Genomic DNA, 17,250 nt, shown 5'->3' with positions numbered 1-17,250 from the left:
CGTGTCCCCGTCCGAAGGGCGCGGCGCAGGGAGCGCCGCCGGTTCACGGCCCTGGGGGACCGAACTTTCCGTTGCGAAGAAACGGGGAGAACCATGAAGAAATCCCTGGTGGCCGCACTGACCAGTGCCGTGGTCGCCGTCACGCTGGCCGGGCCGGCGACGCCCGCGACCGCCGCTTCACAGTTCTGCGAGGAGACCACCCCGAACTCCTCGATCTTCTTCTACAAGAAGGGCAGCGGCGACGCCGGGACCGGCACCCTGAAGGCGGGCCGCTGGCGCTACGTGTCGAACTTCGACCTTCCGAGCGGTTACACGCACGCCGCGGCGTCCCGCGACTCGCTCCTCCTGTACAACGCGGCCACCGGGGAGGGGGAGAGCGGCACCTTCATCGGAGGGGAGTACAGCCGCGTCCAGACCTACGACAACTTCTCCACGGGATGGACCCACGTCGAGGCCGCGGGCGACTCGGTGCTCTTCTACAACTCCGGTAACGGCCACGGCGGTACGGGCACGCTGGTGGACGGCGAGTACCAGCACGTGCGCGACTACGACAACTTCAGCACGGGCTGGGCGTCGATCGCGGCCTCCTGTGACACGGCGGTCACCACGACGGCCAGGAAGGGGTCGGCGCAGTCCCCCAAGAGCAACCTCGGATACGGGACCCTGGACGGCGGTGTCTTCACCAACGTGGGCAACAGGGACGGAGAGGTGTACCTGGGGACCCTGGTCGCGACCAGGGACTCGGTCCTGGCCATGGCGAAGACCGGTGCCCAGCTCCAGTACCGGCTGACCACGGCGGAGGACGGCTCGGTCGGCTCGTTCCGCAAGACCGGCACCTCGGGCGTGTGGGACCTGGTGGGCCGGACCTCGGACAGCCTGTTCTTCTACAAGTACGACGGGACCGCCTGGACCTCGAAGCTCAGCGGCGGCAGCTACGCCAACGTCGGGCCGCTGAACGGGGTCTCCTCGGGCTGGTCGATCATCGAGGGCGGTGTCTGAGCCCTCAGGTACCGCACCAGCGAGCGGCGTTCGCTCGGAACCGTCCGGTTCTTCGGAATCCTCCGGCTCCGACGCGAACGCCGTTCGCTGTCTCGACGAGTACGGCGAGCGCTTCACCCCGCCCGCCTCCCTCGTGGCCAAGGCCGAGCGCGGCGAGCGTGAGGCCGACCAGCGGCGCGACCCGGGGAAGGCCCGCCGCCGCGGACCGCCGGCGGCAGGCTTTCCCCGGGTTCGAACGGACGTGCCGGAGCTGGCTATGCTGCCGTACGAGCCGGGCCCGGGCCGTCGCGCCCGCGGCCTCCGGTGAGCGGGCCGAACGGGGAGGAACCCACATGGGGGAGAAGGACGGCGAGGCAGCCGCCGACCTGAAGAAGCGTGCGAAGGAATTGCGCGACTGTGCGCGGGAGGCGCGATCACTCGCCGCCAGACTGGGACCGTACCTGGACGACGCGGTCAAACGGGCCACCCCCCGTGCGTCCGTCTTCTCCGGCGGCGCTGACCAGGACGTCATCTGGCAGGGTCCGTTCGCGGACCAGTGCACCACCACCCTGCGCACCCACCAGCAGTCGCTGAACGGCATGGGCACCTCGCTGCTGGCCGACGCGAGGCGCTGGGAGACCCAGGCGGACGAGCTCGACCGGCAGGCCACCGCGAAGGACAAGGCAGCGACCGGGACGGGTGCCGGCTGATGACGTTCAGAGGCTTCGACGCCGTCAAGCTGACGGCACTCGCCAAGGACCTCGACGCCCTCGGGCAGCACTCCGGGCGCCTGCACTCCCAGCTCGCCACGGTCCTGACCACTGCCCAGCAGAACCTGCCCCCCGGCCAGCCGGCCTCCCGGGACCAGGCCCTGCAGGGCCTGGTCGGCGACCTGATCCCGATGCCGATCTTCGGTCGCCGGCGCCTGCCCGGCTCGCTGGGCAGCGAACTCAGCGACATGCAGTCGTCGATGAAGCGCCGGATCACCCAGCTCGAAGGGCTCCAGGAGCTCGCCAAGAAGGGCTACCCGGTCAGCGACAGCCTGCTCTTCCTCGACGAGCCGGCGCCCGACCCGAAGAAGATCGACGACGCCCTGCGCCACCTCCAGGAGCTGCAGGGCAAGGACTTCGGCATGAACGGCAACCGCGACGACCTGTTGAAGATCTCCGGAGAGCTGGACGGGCTGACCGCCGGAGAGCTCGACGCCGTGATGGCCAAGGCCTCGCCCAAGGACCTCGCCTTCTTCAACGCACTGGTCACCTGCACCGACGACTCCCCCTGGACGCCCTTCGACCACAACGGCCTGCCGGACAGCCGGTTGCGCCAGACCCTCGGGGGCATGCTGGCGAAGATCAGCCCGGAGAACATCGGCAAGTTCCAGACGGCGTTCCCCGGGATCCAGCCGACCTTCACCAACACGGGCGCGTACGAGGAGGGCGGCAACAACCAGAACGGGCAGACCAACAACGGAATCCACTGGGCCCCGCCCTCGGACCCCCTGTTCAACAACGGGGTCTCCGCGGACGACGTCAACCAACGCCAGTTCGGCGACTGCTGGTACGTCGCCTCACTGGCCGGACTCGCCCAGAAGAACCCGCAGTTCATCCAGGACGGCATCAAGCAGAACCCGAACGGCACGGTCAGCGTGCGCGTCTGGGACAAGAGCGGCAAGGCCCAGTGGATCACCATGACCGCGGACCTGCCCACGGACCAGAACGGCAACCCGATCAGCTCGTACGGCAACGGCGAGACCTGGCCCGCGTACTACGAGAAGGCCTTCGCGATCGCCTACGGTGACGACGGCGACGGCGAGCGCGGCTACGGCGGCATCGAGGGCGACGACCCGAAGAAGTCCGCGCCCTACCTGACCGGCCGGGAGGGCGAGGACCTCAAGGCGGGCGGCTTCTTCGGCATCGGCGACCACGACGACAAGAACCTGTCCTCGCTGAAGAAGGCCTTCGACTCGGGCAAGGTGCTGACGGTCTCCACCCCCGCGGACGAGAAGCTGGGGAAGAACTTCCCGAAGGAGTGGGAGCCCTCGTACTGCACCAACCACGCCTACTACGTACGCGGGTTCACGGACGACGGCAAGATCATCCTGGGCAACCCCTGGGGCACCACCAACTACAAGCCGATCGTCGTGTCCCAGGAACAGTTCAACAAGTACTTCCAGAGCCCGGAGGCTTTCGATGTCCCCTGACGGCCCCCCGCAGGTGAAGTACCCCTTCGAGTTCGACGGCCGCTGGCCGCTGCGCTACCACGTACCGTACGCAGTCGAGTACGAGGGCAGGACCCACATGGTCCTGGCCGACCTCTTCGCCGAGCCCTCCGTGCACGGCCAGATCAAGGTCAGCTGCGCGGGCGAGCTCGTCGCGCGCCACGACGACCTCACGCCCGGGGACACGGTGGAGATCACCGGGGACACCTGGCGGGTCGCGGAGGTCGAGTACCGCAAGCGCGTGGTGCTCGTTCGGGTGACGGACGCCGCAGACCGCGGAGCGACCGAGGAAGACCACGAGGAAGACCATGGGTAAGGGGCGACGGATGCACAGGCCGGCCGCTGGATTCGCCGTGACCACCACCGCTGCCGCGCTGCTGCTGGCCGGCTGCGGAACGGGCGGCGGGGACGACGGCGGCGACGGGCCGACCGCGGCCCCGACCTCCGCCGCGTCGGCCGCCGCGGCCGACAAGGGACCGGTCTGCGTCGGCGAGGCGCCCAAGGACGGGCTGCACCTCCTGCGCGGGGGCGGCTTCCGGCTGCCCGGCAAGGGCGGGGTGCAGTACACCGGCGCGAGCGCCGACGGCACCACTCGCAGCGCTGTCCTGCGCGAGGGGGCCACGTACGAGGAGGGGCAGCAGGAGCAGACCGTCAGGACCGGCCAGCAGGTCACCTACGCGGGCCACGCCTACACCGTCGCCCAGATCTGTACCTACCGGGTGGTCCTCGAACCGCAGGACGCGGCCGACCGCACCGCCCTCGCCGCGGCCCCGGCGTCCATGAAATCGGTCGGCGGCCCCGCCGACGACGGGCTGTGCTTCACGACCAACCCCGAGGTGCTGGCCGCGGCGTCGAAGGGCTTCCCCGCCGAGGGCGGCACGCAGTCGGTCGTCGCCAACGGCGGTGCGACCGCCTTCCCCACCGGCCTGTCCCTCACGGTCTCCGGCGTCGACCCGGCCGCGGCCACGGCCCACTTGAAGGGTGTCTGCGCGGCTGTCATGGTGGCCGACTACAAGGACGTCCGGGTCGGCGACACCGTGGAGCTGGCGGGTGCCCGCTTCGAGGTGTCGGAGCTGACGAAGCGGGCGGTGCGCCTCAAGCGCACCGCGTAGCGCGGCCCGCTCAGGCGGGTCCGGCCCCTCGGACCGGACCCGCCTGGGCCCCGCCCTCCCCGGAGACGAACGCCGCGCGCAACTCCTCCCGCAGGGACCGCTGGAAGGCCGTCACCAGGGCCTGCACCACCATCGGCTGCATGTGCGCGGACAGCGCCTTCATCGACTCCACCCGCTCCGGATCGCTCTCGCCCTCCGTGAACGGCCCCCACACCTCGTCCCGGAACAGCGCCGTCAGCTCGTGCGCCGCCGACCGGGTGTGCTCCATCAGTACCTTGCGCGCCGCCAGGATCGTCTCGTGCGCGATCGGCACGTCGAGCAGCGCGACGCCCAGCCGCAGCAGCCCCACGTCCACCCGGAACCCGTCGCCCGAGGCAGCCAGCACGTTCATCGCCGTCAGGCGCCGCACATCGGTGTCCGACAGGCCCCGCCCGGCCCGCTTCTCCAGCTCCGCCCGGGAGATCTCCTGCGCCGCGTCCGGGGCCCAACTCGCCACCATCGCCCGGTGGATCGCCAGGTCGTGCGCGCTCAGATCGTCCGGCAGCGCCTCCAGATAGCGTTCGATCGCCGACAGGGTCATCCCCTGGTTCTGGAGCTCCTCGATCAGGGCCAGCCGCGACAGGTGCTCCGGCCCGTAGTGGCCCACCCGACGAGGACCGATCACGGGAGGGGGCAAAAGCCCGCGCGTGCTGTAGAACCGTACGGTGCGCACGGTGACGCCCGCCTTGGCCGCCAGCTCGTCGACGGTGAGCATCGGCTCGGGTGCCTGGTCGGCCATCGTCTGCGCCTCGCTCTCTGCTCCACAGCTTGGGTTCAACAGTATTGCTGTCGCACCAACGATGTGAAACGGCCAGGAGCTGCCCATGACCACGAACCTGCGACTGCCCGGACGACCCGAAGAGATCACCTTCCCCGCCCTGCTGGCCCGCAACGCCGCCGAGCACGGGGACCTGCCCGCCCTCTCGTGGCGCTCGGGCGAGGGCTGGGAGACCCTCACCTGGAGCGAGGTCCGCCGCAAGGTCGCCGTCCTCGCCTCCGGATACGCCGCCCTCGGCGTCGAGCGCGGCGAACACGTCCTGATGATGATGGGCAACCGCCCCGAGCACTGGCTCAGCGACCTCGCCCTCGTCCACCTCGGCGCCGTCCCCGTCACCGTGTACGGGACCTCCGCGCCCGAGCAGATCGCCCACATCGCCCGCCACAGCCGGGCCCGGGTCGCCGTCGTCGAGGGCGCCCGGGAGCTGGCCCGGTGGGAACCGCTGCTGGCCGACGACAGCGTGCCCCTGGAGCGCCTGGTCGTCGCCGAGCCCGCGGAGGCGGGCCCGCACCACGGCTACGGCTCCCTGTACGCGAGCGGCGCCCGGCTCCACGCCGCCGAGGCCTTCGAGAAGGCCTGGCAGGAGACCTGCCCCGAGGACCCGCTGACCGTCGTCTACACCTCGGGGACCACCGGCGACCCCAAGGGCGTCCGGCTCACCCACCGCAACCTCGTGCTCCAGGCGGTCCGCCTCGACCGCCACGTCGAACTGCCCGAGCACGCCGAGCACATCTGCTACCTGCCCTTCGCGCACATCGCCGAACGGGTCCTCGGCATCTACCTGCCCCTGCTGCGCGCCGCCCACGTCCGGCTGTGCGCCGACCCGACCGCCGTGTCGGCCGCCGTGCGCGAGCTGCACCCCGTGCAGTTCTTCGGGGTGCCGCGGGTCTGGGAGAAGCTCGCCGCCTCCGTGCGGGCCGTCCTCGCGCAGTTCCCCGAGGAGCAGCGCCGGGCCATCGAGGCCGCCAACGACCTGGCCCGCGCCCGGGCCGGGCACCGGGAGCGGGGCGAAGAGGTCCCGGCCGCGCTCGAAGCCTCGTACGCCACGGCCCGGGAGCAGGTCCTGGAGCCGCTGCTGCGGCTGGCCGGGCTGGACCGCCTCGTCTGGACGGCCAGCGCCACCGCGCCGATGCCCATCGACGTGGTGCGCTTCTGGGCCGGCTGGGGGATCACCATCATGGACGCCTGGGGGCTCACCGAGACCTCCGGCGTGTGCACGGTCAACAGCCCGGACGGCTTCCGGCTCGGCTCGGTGGGCCGGGCGATCGAGGGGCTGGAGCTGAGGCTCGCCGAGGACGGGGAGATCCTGACCCGCGGCGAGACCGTGTTCGCCGGCTACCTGCGCCCCGACGGGTCCGTGGAGAGCGCCGCCGACGCGGAGGGCTGGTTCCCGACCGGGGACGTCGGCCGGCTGGACGAGGACGGGTTCCTCTGGATCACCGACCGGAAGAAGGAACTGATCATCACCTCGAACGGCAAGAACGTCTCGCCGGCCCTGGTGGAGAACACCGTCAAGGAGCACCCGCTGATCGGCCAGGCCCTGGTGCACGGCGACGGCCGCTCCTACCTCGTCTCCCTGCTGGTCCTCGACCCGGAACTGGCCCCGGTGTGGGCCGCGGCCCGCGGCATCGAAGCACGGTCACCCGCCGAGCTCGCCGACCACCCCGCCGTACGCGAGGAGGTGGCCCGCGCGGTCGATGCGGCCAACGAGCGGCTGAACCGCACCGAGCAGATCAAGAGGTACCGGCTGCTCACCGAGGAGTGGGGCCCCGACAGCGGGGAGCTCACCCCCTCGCTGAAGCTGCGCCGCCGGGTGGTCCGCGAGAAGTACGGGGACCTGATCGACGGACTGTACGAGGATTCGTACGAAGCGCCGTAACCCGGATGGCCCTGTCCGGTGAGCGGGGGACCGCTCACCGGGCAAGGGGGTGGGGAAATGTCGATACCTCTCGTGCTCGCAAGCGATGCCCGGCAAGGCCGGGTGACCGCCGATGGGTGTGCTGCGGGTGGACGTGGTTTGACTCGCCGTTGAACTCAAGTATCGCGCGTACCCCACCGGGGATCAGGACCGGATCCTGACCGGGTGGGGTCATACGGCACGTGCTCTGTGGAACGTTGCTCTGGAACAGCGGGTGTACCTGTGGGAGCAGCGCCGGTACACCCTGCGGTCGGTCGAGCAGTGCAGATGTCTGACGGCTGCCCGTGCGGATCTGGGCTGGATCGGTGATCTGCCCGCGCAGACGGGGCAGCAGATTCTGCGTCAGCTGGATCGGGCGTACGACAATTTCTGGAACCCTGGGCATCCGGCCGGGTTTCCGGCGAGGAAGAAGCGCGGCCATCGCCTGTCGGTCCCGTTTCCCGGGCAGGCGGTGGAGGTTCGCAAGCTGAACCGTAAGTGGGCCGAGGTGCGTCTGCCGAAAATCGGCTGGCTGCGGTTCAGGCTCTCTCGCGCCATCGGAGGCACGATCCGCAACGCCACGGTGTCCCGGGACGGCAACGGCTGGCATGTCGCCTTCGGTGTTCACACCGGCCGCAAGTCGGACGGGCTGAACGGGAAGCTCGCGTGCGGGGTGGACTTCGGCGTCGCATCATCCGCCTTCGTGTCCACCGAGACCACACCCCGCCTCATGCCGCCCACGCTCAGAACCAACGAGAAGAAGCGGCTCAAAGCACTGGAACAGCGCAAGGCCCGCCAGCTCACCTACGCGAAGAAGCACAACGGTGGGAAGTACGGCTGCCGTCTGCGCACGACGATCGCCCAGATCGCAAAGCTCACCACCCGCCGGGCCAATCGGCGGCGCGACTTCACGCACAAGCTCACCACCGACCTCGCCAAGAACCACGGCCTGATCGGTATCGAGGACCTGCGCGTGAAGAATGTGACCGCCTCGGCCAAGGGCAGCGTCGAGGCGCCGGGGAAGAACGTCCGACAGAAGGCCGGACTGAACCGGTCGATCCTCGACAACACCCCCGGGGAGCGGCGGCGCCAGCTTGAGTACAAGTGCCGCATGTACGGGTCCGTACTGGTGGCCGTGCGGCCGTTCCACACCCCCCAGACCTGCGCCGCCTGCGGCCAGGTTGATCCGGAATCCCGTAAGGGATGCGGTCGGCTGTTCGCCTGCACACGGTGCGGGCACGAGGATGATGCCGACCACAATGCCTCGGTGGAGATCGAGGCCCGAGCCCGCCGGACGGGTGGCTCGGTCATCAACAGCACGCGCAGCATCCCCAGGGTGCGAGTCCCGGCCACCGGCCAGAGGCGGATGCGTGAAGCCCCGAAGCCCCCCACTCGAGCTGAAGGGAATCGTCCCATTCACGGGGGCGAGAACCGTCAATACATCGAACTCGACCTGCCGGTTGAGGCCGAGCCGGACCACGGCGAGGACTCGCGGACTTCCTGGAGGTTTCCCTGGCCAACCTCGACGACCTGGACTACCTGAAGATCGGCCACCACCTGCGGGAGATCTTCCAGGACTACGCCGCGGAATGGGAGCGCGCGAAGGCGTCCGGCTGAGCGGATGCGGAAGGGTGCGACGCGGCCGGCCGGGTCGCACCCCGTTCCCGCGGGCTGCGTGGAGTGGCCCGCCGGTGTCTACTGGCGTCATGGTTTTCTCCGGATTCCCCCAGGAGGCGTTCGCCTTCTACGAGGCTCTGGCCGCGGACAACTCCAAGAGTTACTGGACCGCGCACAAGGAGACGTACGAGTCGGCCGTGCGCGAGCCGATCCAGGAGCTGTGTGCCGAGCTCGAAGCCGAGTTCGGCCCGGCGAAGATCTTCCGCCCGTACCGGGACGTCCGGTTCTCCGCCGACAAATCGCCCTACAAGACCCAGCAGGGCGCGCACACCTCACAGGGCTACTACGTCGCGGTCGACGCGGACGGCCTCCTGGTCGCCGCCGGGCTCCACGGGCCCTCCGGCGAGCAGCTCGCCCGCTACCGGGCCGCCGTGGACGCCGACCGTCCCGGCACGGAACTGGCCGCCGTCCTCGAAACCCTCCGGGCCGACGGTTTCGAGCTGGCGGGCGAGCGGCTCAAGACCCGACCGCGCGGCGTCGCGGAGGACCATCCGCGCCTCGACCTCCTCCGGTACCGCAGCATCTACGCCCACCGGGGCTGGCCGCCCGACGCCTGGGTCAGCACCCTCGAGGCCCTCGACCGTGTCCGCACGTCCTGGCGGGCCCTGCGCCCGTTCGCCGAATGGTGCGCCACGCACGCCGGCGCTCCCGGGGAGCAGTAGCGAGGTCGGGGAGGTCGCGGCAGGGTGGTGGGGGTGCGATCCGGCGGGGCCGGGGCGCACCCCTTCGTCCGGACTAACGCCCGATCAGCGGGTAGTGGTCGGAGAGGTTGGTGTAGGTGTAGGAGGTGCCCCAGCTGGAGACCGTCCACGGCGCCGACTGCTCCGGCACCACGTTGTTCTCCCAGCCCGCCGGACGGGCGTTGCCCTTGCGGTAGAGGACGTAGTCCAGGTCCTCGCGCGGGTCGGTCGGGTAGCGGTACTTCGCGATCGAGTTCAGCGCGGTGTCGAAGGAGTACGGGTGACCCGTGCGGGTGTCGGAGTTCACCAGGTCGGCGTTGGCGAGCATCGAGGCCAGCTCCGGCGTGCGGGAGTCGACGTTCAGGTCGCCCGCGACGATGACCTGCTCGTTCGCCGGGATGTTCTTCCCGTCCAGGAACGCGTCTATGGAACGGAACTGGCGGGCGCGCATCTCAGCCGCCTCGCCCGCGCCGCAGCCCGGGTCGGTGGACTGGGCGTGGGTGCCGACCACGTGCACCTTCGTGCCGTTCACGTCCAGCACCACGTAGGCGAAGCCCTTGTTGGACCACCAGTCGGCGCCGCAGGCGTCCTTGTAGACGACCTGCTCCTTGCGGATGATGGGCCACTTGCTGAGGATCGTGACGCCGCCGTCCTCCGGGGTGGTGGAGGAGTACGCGCCGCCCGTGGCGTCCCAGCCGGTCTTGCTGCGGCCGACGACCGGGGTCTGGTACGGGTACTGGGCGGCCGACTTGGCCTTGAGCGCGTCCGAGGCGGAGTTGTCGAACGCCTCCTGGAGCACGACCACGTCGTGGCCCTGGTAGAAGGACGCCTTCGGGATCTCGGCGGCCCGGTGGTCCTGGCCCCAGTTCGGGTACAGGTTCTTGCTCATCAGGAAGACGTTGTACGAGAGCACGCTGAGCCGCGGCGTGGCGGACTCGGCGGCCGTCGCGGCGGGCGCGGTGGTGACGGCGAGCGTGCCGGCGGCGACCGCGGCTACGGCCGCGGCGGCGGCCCGGTGACGGCGGGAGGAAGGCAGCATGAGGACTCCATCGTTCCTGCGGGGGAAGATCGGCTCCGCCATCCAAGCAGCCGCGGTTACCTCTGGGTAACACCCGTGCAGCGACTTTCTGTCCGGGCCGCGACAAGGTGGGGAACCGGGCCTCCCGGCCGCCCCGGGACGACCCGGTGCCGCGCACGGGCCGCAGGTCATACGGGTCATACTGGGAATCGGCCGGATCGACACCCTGGGGGCGAAACATGAGCGGGACCGAGCAGCGGGCCGCGTCCGGGGCGCCCCGGACGCCCGGCGGCCGCACCGACCCCGAGCCGCCCCCGCCCGGCGGAGTGCTGTGGACCATCGCGGGAGACGTACGCGCCCTGCTGATGCTGCCCGCCGCGTTCACCATGCAGGTCGCGCACCCCGCCATCGCGGCCGGCGTCGACCAGTACTCCGTCTTCCGCACCGACCCCTGGGGCCGCGGCGAGCGCTCCCTGCGCTCCGTCCAGCTGTGGGTGTACGGCGGCGAGGAGGCCGCCGAAGAGGGCCGCCGGGTGCGCCGCCTGCACAAGGACATCCAGGGCACCGACACCCGCGGCCGCCGCTACCACTCCCTCGACCCCGCCTGCTACGCCTGGGTCCACGCCACCGGCTTCCCCGTCTACCTCTACGCCGGGCGCTACCTGCTGCGCCGCTTCACCCCCGCCCAGGAGCGGCAGCTCTACCGGGAGTGGCTCCAGGTCGGGCGGATCCTCGGCCTGCGCGACCGGGACATGCCGCAGAGCATCGAGGAGTACTGGGAGTACTGGGGCCGGATGCTGGCCGAGGAGATCGAGCCCACCGCCGTCGCCCGCGAGCTGATCGCCACCGATGTGCGGCTGCCGCGGCCGGAGGGCGGCGGGCCCGTGGTGCGGCTGCTGCTGCGGCTCACCTGGCCGGCGCTGCGGGTCGCCTTCCTGCGCCTGCGGGCCTTCGTCACCGTCGGGTACATGCCGCCGGAGGCCCGCGCCGCGATCGGGCTGGAGTGGAGTCCGGCCCAGGAGCGCAGGCTCCGGCGGTTCAGCACGGCCGTGCGGATCCTCGTACCGCTGCTGCCGGAGCGGCTGCGGTACCTGCCCATCGCGCGGGCGGCGCGAGCGCGTTGGCGCGGCGCCGCCCGCTGACGGGTCAGCGCCGCCCGGCGTGCTCGTGGATCGTGTTCGTCTCGGCGATCTTCTTCCAGGACTTCGGCTCGGTCCTGTCCGCCGGGGCCGAGAAGCCGCGGGCGGCCGGGCTCGCCGCCGCCGGGTTCAGGGCCGAGGCGTCCGGCTTGCCCGGCGTGTACAGCCAGGTCTGGAAGAGCTGGGACAGGGGCTGCCCCGAGACCTTCTCCGCGTACGAGACGAAGTCCGCGACCTTGGCGTTGCCGTAGGCGCGCTCGGTCGGCCAGCCCTTGACGATCTGGAAGAACTTCTCGTCGCCGATGCGGTTGCGCAGCGCCTGCAGGGCGATCGCGCCGCGGTCGTAGACGGCTCCGTGGAACTGGTTCTCCGGGCCCGGGTCGCCCGGCTTGACCTGCCAGAACGGGTCCTCGGCCGGGCGCGCGGAGTAGGCCCAGTCGGCGAGCTCCTGCGCGGTGCCCTCGCCCTCCTTCTCCGACCACAGCCACTGGCTGTAGCGGGCGAAGCCCTCGTTGATCCAGATGTCCTTCCATCCCTCGACGGACACGCTGTCGCCGTACCACTGGTGGGCCAGCTCGTGCACGACCACCGAGACGTTGGCGCCGTTCTGGAACTGGCGCGGCCCGTAGAAGGGGCGGGTCTGCGTCTCCAGGGCGAAGCCGGCGGTCACGTTCGGGACGTACCCGCCCAGGGCGTTGAAGGGGTACGGCCCGAAAACCCCCTCCAGCCACTCCGCGACCTCGGCGGTCCGTTCGACGCTCGCGCGCGCGGCGCCGGCGTTGTCGCCGAGGTCCTTGCTGTAGGCGTTGAGGACCGGCAGGCCGCTCGCCGTCTTGTCGGTGGTGATGTCGAACTTGCCGACGGCGAGGGTCGCCAGGTAGGTGGCCTGCGGCTTGTTGGAACGCCAGTTGTAGCGGGTCCAGCCGAGCCGGGAAGTCTGCGACTGGAGCACGCCGTTGCTGATGGCCTGGGTTCCGTCCGGAACGTTCACGGACACGTCGAAGGTGGCCTTGTCGAGCGGGTGGTCGTTGCTCGGGAACCACCACACGGCGGAGTCCGGCTCCTGCGCCGCCACACCGCCGTCGGGCGTGCGGTGCCAGGCCGTCCAGCCGTCCACCTTCAGCTCGGAGGGCTTGCCGGCGTACTTGACGACCACGGTGAGCGGGGTGCCCCGGCCGAGCGGCTTCGCCGGGGTGACCTCCAGCTCCTGGGCGCCGGAGGTGGCGAACTTCGCCTTGACTCCGTTGACCCGGATCTCGCTGACCTGGAGGCCGAAGTCGAGGTTGAAGCGGGACAGGTCCTGCTTGGCGGTGGCGAGCAGGGTGGCGGTGCCTTCGAGCAGGTCCGTCTGCGGCTGGTACTTCAGCCGGAGGTCGTAGTGCGACACGTCGTATCCGCCGTTGCCGCTGGCCGGGTAGTAGGGGTCGCCGATACCCGGGGCGCCCGGACCGTAACTGGCCGCCGACGCCGGGATCACCAGCAGAAGGGAAGCGGCGAGCACGCTCGGGGCGATGACTTTGCGGTGCACGAATGGCTCCAAGTGGTAGGGGAGACAGGTCGGTTCGAACTGTGGTCGTCCGACCGTATTCATCCGTGCGGGCCAGGTCATGTCCATGGCGCGTGTTGACACATGATCGCCATTCGGCCGACACGCTCCGCGGGGTGGCTCCGCCGGGGTGACGCGGCGAGCGGCGCCCCGGGGCGGCGGTGGCCTGCGGCGCGGCCCCGGACCCGGGTACGGGAGTGCGTGGGGGTCGGGCCTCGCGGGCCCGCGGTGCGCGGCCCCGACGGCCGCGAATCGGCCGGATCCAAGCGGCCGCGCGGCTCCGCCGGAACCGGCACCCGCACCGGCCGGACCCCGCTCCGCCGGGGTCGGGTGTGCGTCGGGGCGCCCCCGCAGGGCGTCGAACACAACCACGCTCGGCCCGCCGACCCCTGGAAGCGTTCGACGCCCGAGGAGGTGCCCCGACGCGCGCCCGGCCCCGGCGGAACCCCGCGACGCCCCGCCCCGGCGGCACCCCCCGCCTCCGGGCCCTGGCGGAACCCTCAACCCCGGGCGCCGGCGGAACCTCCGACCTCGGGTACCGGTGGAACCCGCCCCCCGGGGGTCCGGGGAACCCCCGACACCGGGGATCGGGGAACCCCCCGACCGCCCGGCCACCCGCGAGGGTTCCCGGCATACTGAGCAGTCGGTAACCTGGCGCGCATGACGCTTCCCCCGCTCGCGGCCCGGCACTGCTGGCACGCGGCCATCAATCCGCTGCACTCCACGATCTACTTCTCGCCGGAGACCGCGAAGGAGTTCGCCGCCCTCGGGATCACCGACCCCGTCGCCGTCAACCTCGCCCACCGGTCCGCGGCCATGGGCGCCGTCGGGGCCGGTGCCGTGACGGCCGCCTTCTACAACTACCGCCACGACCTCGTCGCCCGGCACCTGCCCGCCGTCTGGGACGCCGCCACCCCCGAGCAGGTCCTCGCCGCCCGGCTGCGGACCACCGACGCCACCCTGCGCCGGCTCCTCGGCAGCGAGACCATCGAGTCGCCCGAGCTCGCCGAGGCCGCCGACCTCGCGATACGCGCCGCCGAGGGCTGCACCCGGCACGCCCGCGTCCTGTACGCGGCCCACGCCGACCTCCCCGTCCCCGAGGAGCCGCACCTGCGGCTGTGGCACGCCACCACCCTGCTGCGCGAGCACCGCGGCGACGGCCACCTCGCCGCCCTGCTCCTCGCGGACCTGGACCCGCTGGAGGCCCTGGTCAGCCACACCGCCACCGGCAAGGGCATGAGCCCGAAGTGGCTCAAGCGCATCCGCGGCTGGGAGCAGGCCGACCTGGACGCCGCCGCCGACCGGCTGCGCGCCCGCGGCGTGCTCGACGCCGCCGGAGCCCTGACCGAGGAGGGCGTCGCCCTGCGCGAGCGGCTGGAGACCGAGACCGACCGCCTCGACGCCGCCCCGTACGAGCACCTCGGCGCGACCGGCCTGGCCCGCCTCACCGAACTCGGCGGCGCCATCGTCCGCAAGGCCCTCGCCGCCGGCGCCTTCCCCGCGGACCTCAGGGGCTGACGGGCAGGGCTCCCGCCGTCAGCCACCGCCACCTGCCACAATTGGCAGCCTTCCAGTGCAAACGAAGGCAGGCGGGACCCGATCGTGACGACGTCCATCGAAGGCAGGATCGCCGAGGAGCTCGGCGTACGGGAGCGGCAGGTCAAGGCCGCGGTGGAGCTGCTCGACGGCGGCTCCACCGTGCCGTTCATCGCGCGCTACCGCAAGGAAGCGACCGAGATGCTCGACGACGCCCAGCTGCGCACCCTCGAGGAGCGGCTGCGGTATCTGCGCGAGCTGGAGGACCGGCGCTCGGCGATCCTGGACTCCGTACGGGAGCAGGGCAAGCTCGACGCCGAGCTGGAGGCGCGGATCAACGCGGCCGACACGAAGGCCCGGCTGGAGGACATCTACCTCCCGTTCAAGCCCAAGCGGCGCACCAAGGCGCAGATCGCCCGCGAGGCCGGTCTGGAGCCGCTCGCCGAGGGGCTGCTGGCCGACCCGTCGGTCGAACCGGCCGCCGCCGCGGCCGGGTTCGTCAGCGCCGACAAGGGCGTCGCCGACCCGGCCGCGGCCCTGGAGGGCGCCCGCGCCATCCTCACCGAGAAGTTCGCCGAGGACGCCGACCTGATCGGCGAACTGCGCGAGCGCATGTGGGGCCGCGGTCGGCTCGCCGCCAAGGTGCGCGAGGGCAAGGAGGAGGCGGGTGCCAAGTTCGCCGACTACTTCGACTTCGCCGAGCCGTTCACCGCACTGCCCTCGCACCGCGTCCTGGCGATGCTGCGCGGGGAGAAGGAGGACGTCCTCACCCTGGAGCTGGAGCCGGAGGAGCCGAGCGAAACCCCCGGCCCGTCCACGTACGAGGGCATGATCGCCCGCCGCTTCGGCGTCGCCGACCGCGCCCGCCCGGGCGACAAGTGGCTCGCCGACACGGTCCGTTGGGCCTGGCGTACGAAGATCCAGGTGCACCTCGGCATCGACCTGCGGACCCGGCTGCGCGCCGCCGCCGAGGACGAGGCCGTACGGGTCTTCGCGTCGAACCTGCGCGACCTGCTGCTCGCCGCCCCCGCCGGCACCCGCGCCACCCTCGGTCTCGACCCGGGCTTCCGCACCGGCGTGAAGGTCGCCGTCGTCGACGCCACCGGCAAGGTCGTGGCCACCGACGTGATCTACCCGCACGTGCCCGCCAACAAGTGGGACGAGTCCCTCGCCAAGCTGGCCCGCCTGGCGAAGGAGCACGCGGTCGACCTGGTCGCCATCGGCAACGGCACGGCCTCCCGCGAGACCGACAAGCTCGCCGGGGACCTCATCACCCGCCACCCCGAGCTGGGGCTCACCAAGGTGATGGTCTCGGAGGCCGGCGCCTCCGTGTACTCGGCGTCCGCCTTCGCCTCGCAGGAACTGCCGGGCATGGACGTGTCGTTGCGCGGTGCGGTCTCCATCGCCCGCCGCCTCCAGGACCCGCTCGCCGAGCTCGTCAAGATCGACCCGAAGTCGATCGGCGTCGGCCAGTACCAGCACGACCTGTCCGAGGTGAAGCTGTCCCGCTCCCTCGACGCGGTGGTCGAGGACTGTGTGAACGGCGTCGGCGTGGACGTCAACACCGCCTCCGCGCCGCTGCTTTCGCGGGTGTCGGGCATCAGCGGGACCCTCGCCGAGAACATCGTGGCGCACCGCGACGCCAACGGCCCCTTCCGCAGCCGCAAGGGGCTCAAGGACGTGGCCCGGCTCGGCCCGAAGGCGTACGAGCAGTGCGCGGGCTTCCTGCGCATCCGCGGCGGGGACGACCCGCTGGACGCCTCTGCCGTGCACCCCGAGGCGTACCCGGTGGTGCGGGCCATGGGCAAGACCTCGGGCGGCGAGGTGGCGGCGCTGATCGGAAACACCTCCGTACTGCGCTCCCTGCGGCCCGAGCAGTTCGTCACCGAGGCCTTCGGCCTGCCCACGGTCACCGACATCCTGCGCGAGCTGGAGAAGCCGGGCCGCGACCCGCGTCCCGCCTTCAAGACGGCCACCTTCAAGGAGGGCGTGGAGAAGATCGGCGACCTGGCCCCCGGGATGATCCTGGAGGGCGTGGTCACCAACGTGGCCGCCTTCGGCGCCTTCATCGACATCGGCGTCCACCAGGACGGCCTGGCGCACGTGTCGGCCCTGTCGAAGAACTTCGTCAAGGACCCGCGGGACGTGGTCAAGCCGGGCGACATCGTCCGTGTGAAGGTCATGGACGTGGACATCCCGCGCAAGCGGATCTCGCTGACGCTGCGGCTGGAGGACGAGGCCGACCGTTCGGCGGGCGGCGCCCCGAGGCAGGAGCGGCAGGAGCGCCGGTCCGGCGGCGGCCGCCCGCCGCAGCAGCGCGGCGGCGGTGGAGCCGGCGGCCAGGGCCAGGGTCAGCGCGGCCAGGGCCAGCGGCAGGGCGGGGGAGCCTCCGCCCCGGCCCCCGCGAACAGCGCGATGGCCGACGCCCTGCGCCGCGCCGGCCTCACCGGCCCCGAGGAGCGCCGCAAGCGGTAGGGCGCGGTCCGTGCGGAGGCCCGTACGGATGCCCCTTCGGAATGGCCGAATACCTTCCCCACCTGGGGAGTTGCCTTGCCAATGGCCGTAGAAGATATGTAGGCATGGTGGAACGCCCGTTCGTCACTTCGGCGGACGGGCCTTCCGCGTTCCCCTC

At 71.5% G+C, this 17,250-nt stretch carries 13 protein-coding genes and 2 pseudogenes; 12 read left to right on the top strand and 3 right to left on the bottom strand.

Features of this window, described 5'->3' with window-relative positions; all coding sequences use genetic code 11:
• The first annotated feature begins 93 nt into the window (after positions 1–93).
• From AB0O21_RS34655 to AB0O21_RS34635, 5 genes are all read left to right on the top strand, one after another.
• Entirely contained in the window at positions 94–999 is a 906-nt protein-coding gene (locus AB0O21_RS34655; RefSeq protein ID WP_365178027.1) for a hypothetical protein, read from the top strand.
• A gap of 332 nt (positions 1,000–1,331) precedes the next feature.
• Positions 1,332–1,688, top strand: a complete 357-nt coding sequence (locus tag AB0O21_RS34650; protein WP_365178024.1) for a hypothetical protein — start codon at positions 1,332–1,334, stop codon at positions 1,686–1,688.
• On the top strand, positions 1,688–3,178 hold the full coding sequence (locus AB0O21_RS34645; RefSeq protein WP_365178022.1) for a C2 family cysteine protease: 1,491 nt from the start codon (positions 1,688–1,690) through the stop codon (positions 3,176–3,178). The genes AB0O21_RS34650 and AB0O21_RS34645 overlap by 1 nt, the downstream gene beginning before the upstream one ends.
• On the top strand, positions 3,168–3,512 hold the full coding sequence (locus AB0O21_RS34640; RefSeq protein ID WP_365178019.1) for a DUF6406 domain-containing protein: 345 nt from the start codon (positions 3,168–3,170) through the stop codon (positions 3,510–3,512). Before AB0O21_RS34645 ends, AB0O21_RS34640 begins: the two co-directional genes overlap by 11 nt.
• A gap of 37 nt (positions 3,513–3,549) precedes the next feature.
• Positions 3,550–4,308 (top strand): hypothetical protein, encoded by a 759-nt coding sequence (locus AB0O21_RS34635; RefSeq protein ID WP_365178016.1) that lies wholly within the window; start codon positions 3,550–3,552, stop codon positions 4,306–4,308.
• 10 nt (positions 4,309–4,318) lie between these two features.
• Here AB0O21_RS34635 and AB0O21_RS34630 read toward each other — a convergent pair whose 3' ends face one another.
• Positions 4,319–5,086 carry a MerR family transcriptional regulator gene (locus AB0O21_RS34630; RefSeq protein WP_365178013.1) on the bottom strand — a complete coding sequence of 256 codons (768 nt, stop codon included), beginning with the start codon at positions 5,084–5,086 and terminating at the stop codon, positions 4,319–4,321.
• A gap of 85 nt (positions 5,087–5,171) precedes the next feature.
• On the opposite strand from AB0O21_RS34630, the gene AB0O21_RS34625 reads away from it, so the two are divergent.
• The 4 genes and pseudogenes from AB0O21_RS34625 (at position 5,172) to AB0O21_RS34610 (ending at position 9,361) form a co-directional block, all read left to right on the top strand.
• The gene (locus tag AB0O21_RS34625) at positions 5,172–7,004 is read left to right on the top strand and encodes an AMP-dependent synthetase/ligase (protein ID WP_365178011.1); all 1,833 of its coding nucleotides are present in this window, start codon (positions 5,172–5,174) and stop codon (positions 7,002–7,004) included.
• Between the two features lie 193 nt (positions 7,005–7,197).
• Positions 7,198–8,286: pseudogene (locus AB0O21_RS34620) on the top strand (transposase); the annotation flags it as partial.
• Positions 8,287–8,460: 174 nt separating this feature from the next.
• A pseudogene (locus AB0O21_RS34615) lies at positions 8,461–8,639 on the top strand (aspartate 4-decarboxylase); the annotation flags it as partial.
• An 89-nt stretch (positions 8,640–8,728) separates the two neighbouring features.
• Complete coding sequence (locus AB0O21_RS34610) at positions 8,729–9,361, top strand: DUF2461 domain-containing protein (protein WP_365178008.1); 633 nt, start codon at positions 8,729–8,731, stop codon at positions 9,359–9,361.
• A gap of 73 nt (positions 9,362–9,434) precedes the next feature.
• Here the strand turns inward: AB0O21_RS34610 and sph are convergent, their stop codons facing one another.
• Entirely contained in the window at positions 9,435–10,418 is a 984-nt protein-coding gene (gene sph, locus AB0O21_RS34605) for a sphingomyelin phosphodiesterase (RefSeq protein ID WP_365178005.1), read from the bottom strand.
• A 218-nt stretch (positions 10,419–10,636) separates the two neighbouring features.
• On the opposite strand from sph, the gene AB0O21_RS34600 reads away from it, so the two are divergent.
• Entirely contained in the window at positions 10,637–11,539 is a 903-nt protein-coding gene (locus AB0O21_RS34600) for an oxygenase MpaB family protein (protein ID WP_365178003.1), read from the top strand.
• A 4-nt stretch (positions 11,540–11,543) separates the two neighbouring features.
• On the opposite strand, the gene AB0O21_RS34595 is transcribed toward AB0O21_RS34600, so the two are convergent.
• Complete coding sequence (locus AB0O21_RS34595; protein WP_365178000.1) at positions 11,544–13,064, bottom strand: M1 family metallopeptidase; 1,521 nt, start codon at positions 13,062–13,064, stop codon at positions 11,544–11,546.
• Between the two features lie 678 nt (positions 13,065–13,742).
• On the opposite strand from AB0O21_RS34595, the gene AB0O21_RS34590 reads away from it, so the two are divergent.
• The gene (locus tag AB0O21_RS34590; protein WP_365177997.1) at positions 13,743–14,600 is read left to right on the top strand and encodes a hypothetical protein; all 858 of its coding nucleotides are present in this window, start codon (positions 13,743–13,745) and stop codon (positions 14,598–14,600) included.
• 84 nt (positions 14,601–14,684) lie between these two features.
• A complete protein-coding gene (locus AB0O21_RS34585; protein ID WP_365177994.1) occupies positions 14,685–17,093 on the top strand; it encodes a Tex family protein in 2,409 nt (802 codons plus the stop codon).
• Positions 17,094–17,250 lie beyond the last annotated feature (157 nt).

Source organism: Streptomyces sp. NPDC091371 (genome assembly GCF_040684275.1).
GTDB lineage: Bacteria > Actinomycetota > Actinomycetes > Streptomycetales > Streptomycetaceae > Streptomyces.
Note: the sequence above shows the minus strand (reverse complement) of the source record. Positions and strands in the feature narration are given on the sequence as shown.

Coding starts and splice junctions, on each gene's coding strand:
- AB0O21_RS34625 (WP_365178011.1), top strand. CDS start 5,172: ATGACCACGAACCTGCGACTGCCCGGACGACCCGAAGAGATCACCTTC.
- AB0O21_RS34655 (WP_365178027.1), top strand. CDS start 94: ATGAAGAAATCCCTGGTGGCCGCACTGACCAGTGCCGTGGTCGCCGTC.
- sph (WP_365178005.1), bottom strand. CDS start 10,418: ATGCTGCCTTCCTCCCGCCGTCACCGGGCCGCCGCCGCGGCCGTAGCC.
- AB0O21_RS34645 (WP_365178022.1), top strand. CDS start 1,688: ATGACGTTCAGAGGCTTCGACGCCGTCAAGCTGACGGCACTCGCCAAG.
- AB0O21_RS34630 (WP_365178013.1), bottom strand. CDS start 5,086: ATGGCCGACCAGGCACCCGAGCCGATGCTCACCGTCGACGAGCTGGCG.
- AB0O21_RS34600 (WP_365178003.1), top strand. CDS start 10,637: ATGAGCGGGACCGAGCAGCGGGCCGCGTCCGGGGCGCCCCGGACGCCC.
- AB0O21_RS34640 (WP_365178019.1), top strand. CDS start 3,168: ATGTCCCCTGACGGCCCCCCGCAGGTGAAGTACCCCTTCGAGTTCGAC.
- AB0O21_RS34610 (WP_365178008.1), top strand. CDS start 8,729: ATGGTTTTCTCCGGATTCCCCCAGGAGGCGTTCGCCTTCTACGAGGCT.
- AB0O21_RS34590 (WP_365177997.1), top strand. CDS start 13,743: ATGACGCTTCCCCCGCTCGCGGCCCGGCACTGCTGGCACGCGGCCATC.
- AB0O21_RS34650 (WP_365178024.1), top strand. CDS start 1,332: ATGGGGGAGAAGGACGGCGAGGCAGCCGCCGACCTGAAGAAGCGTGCG.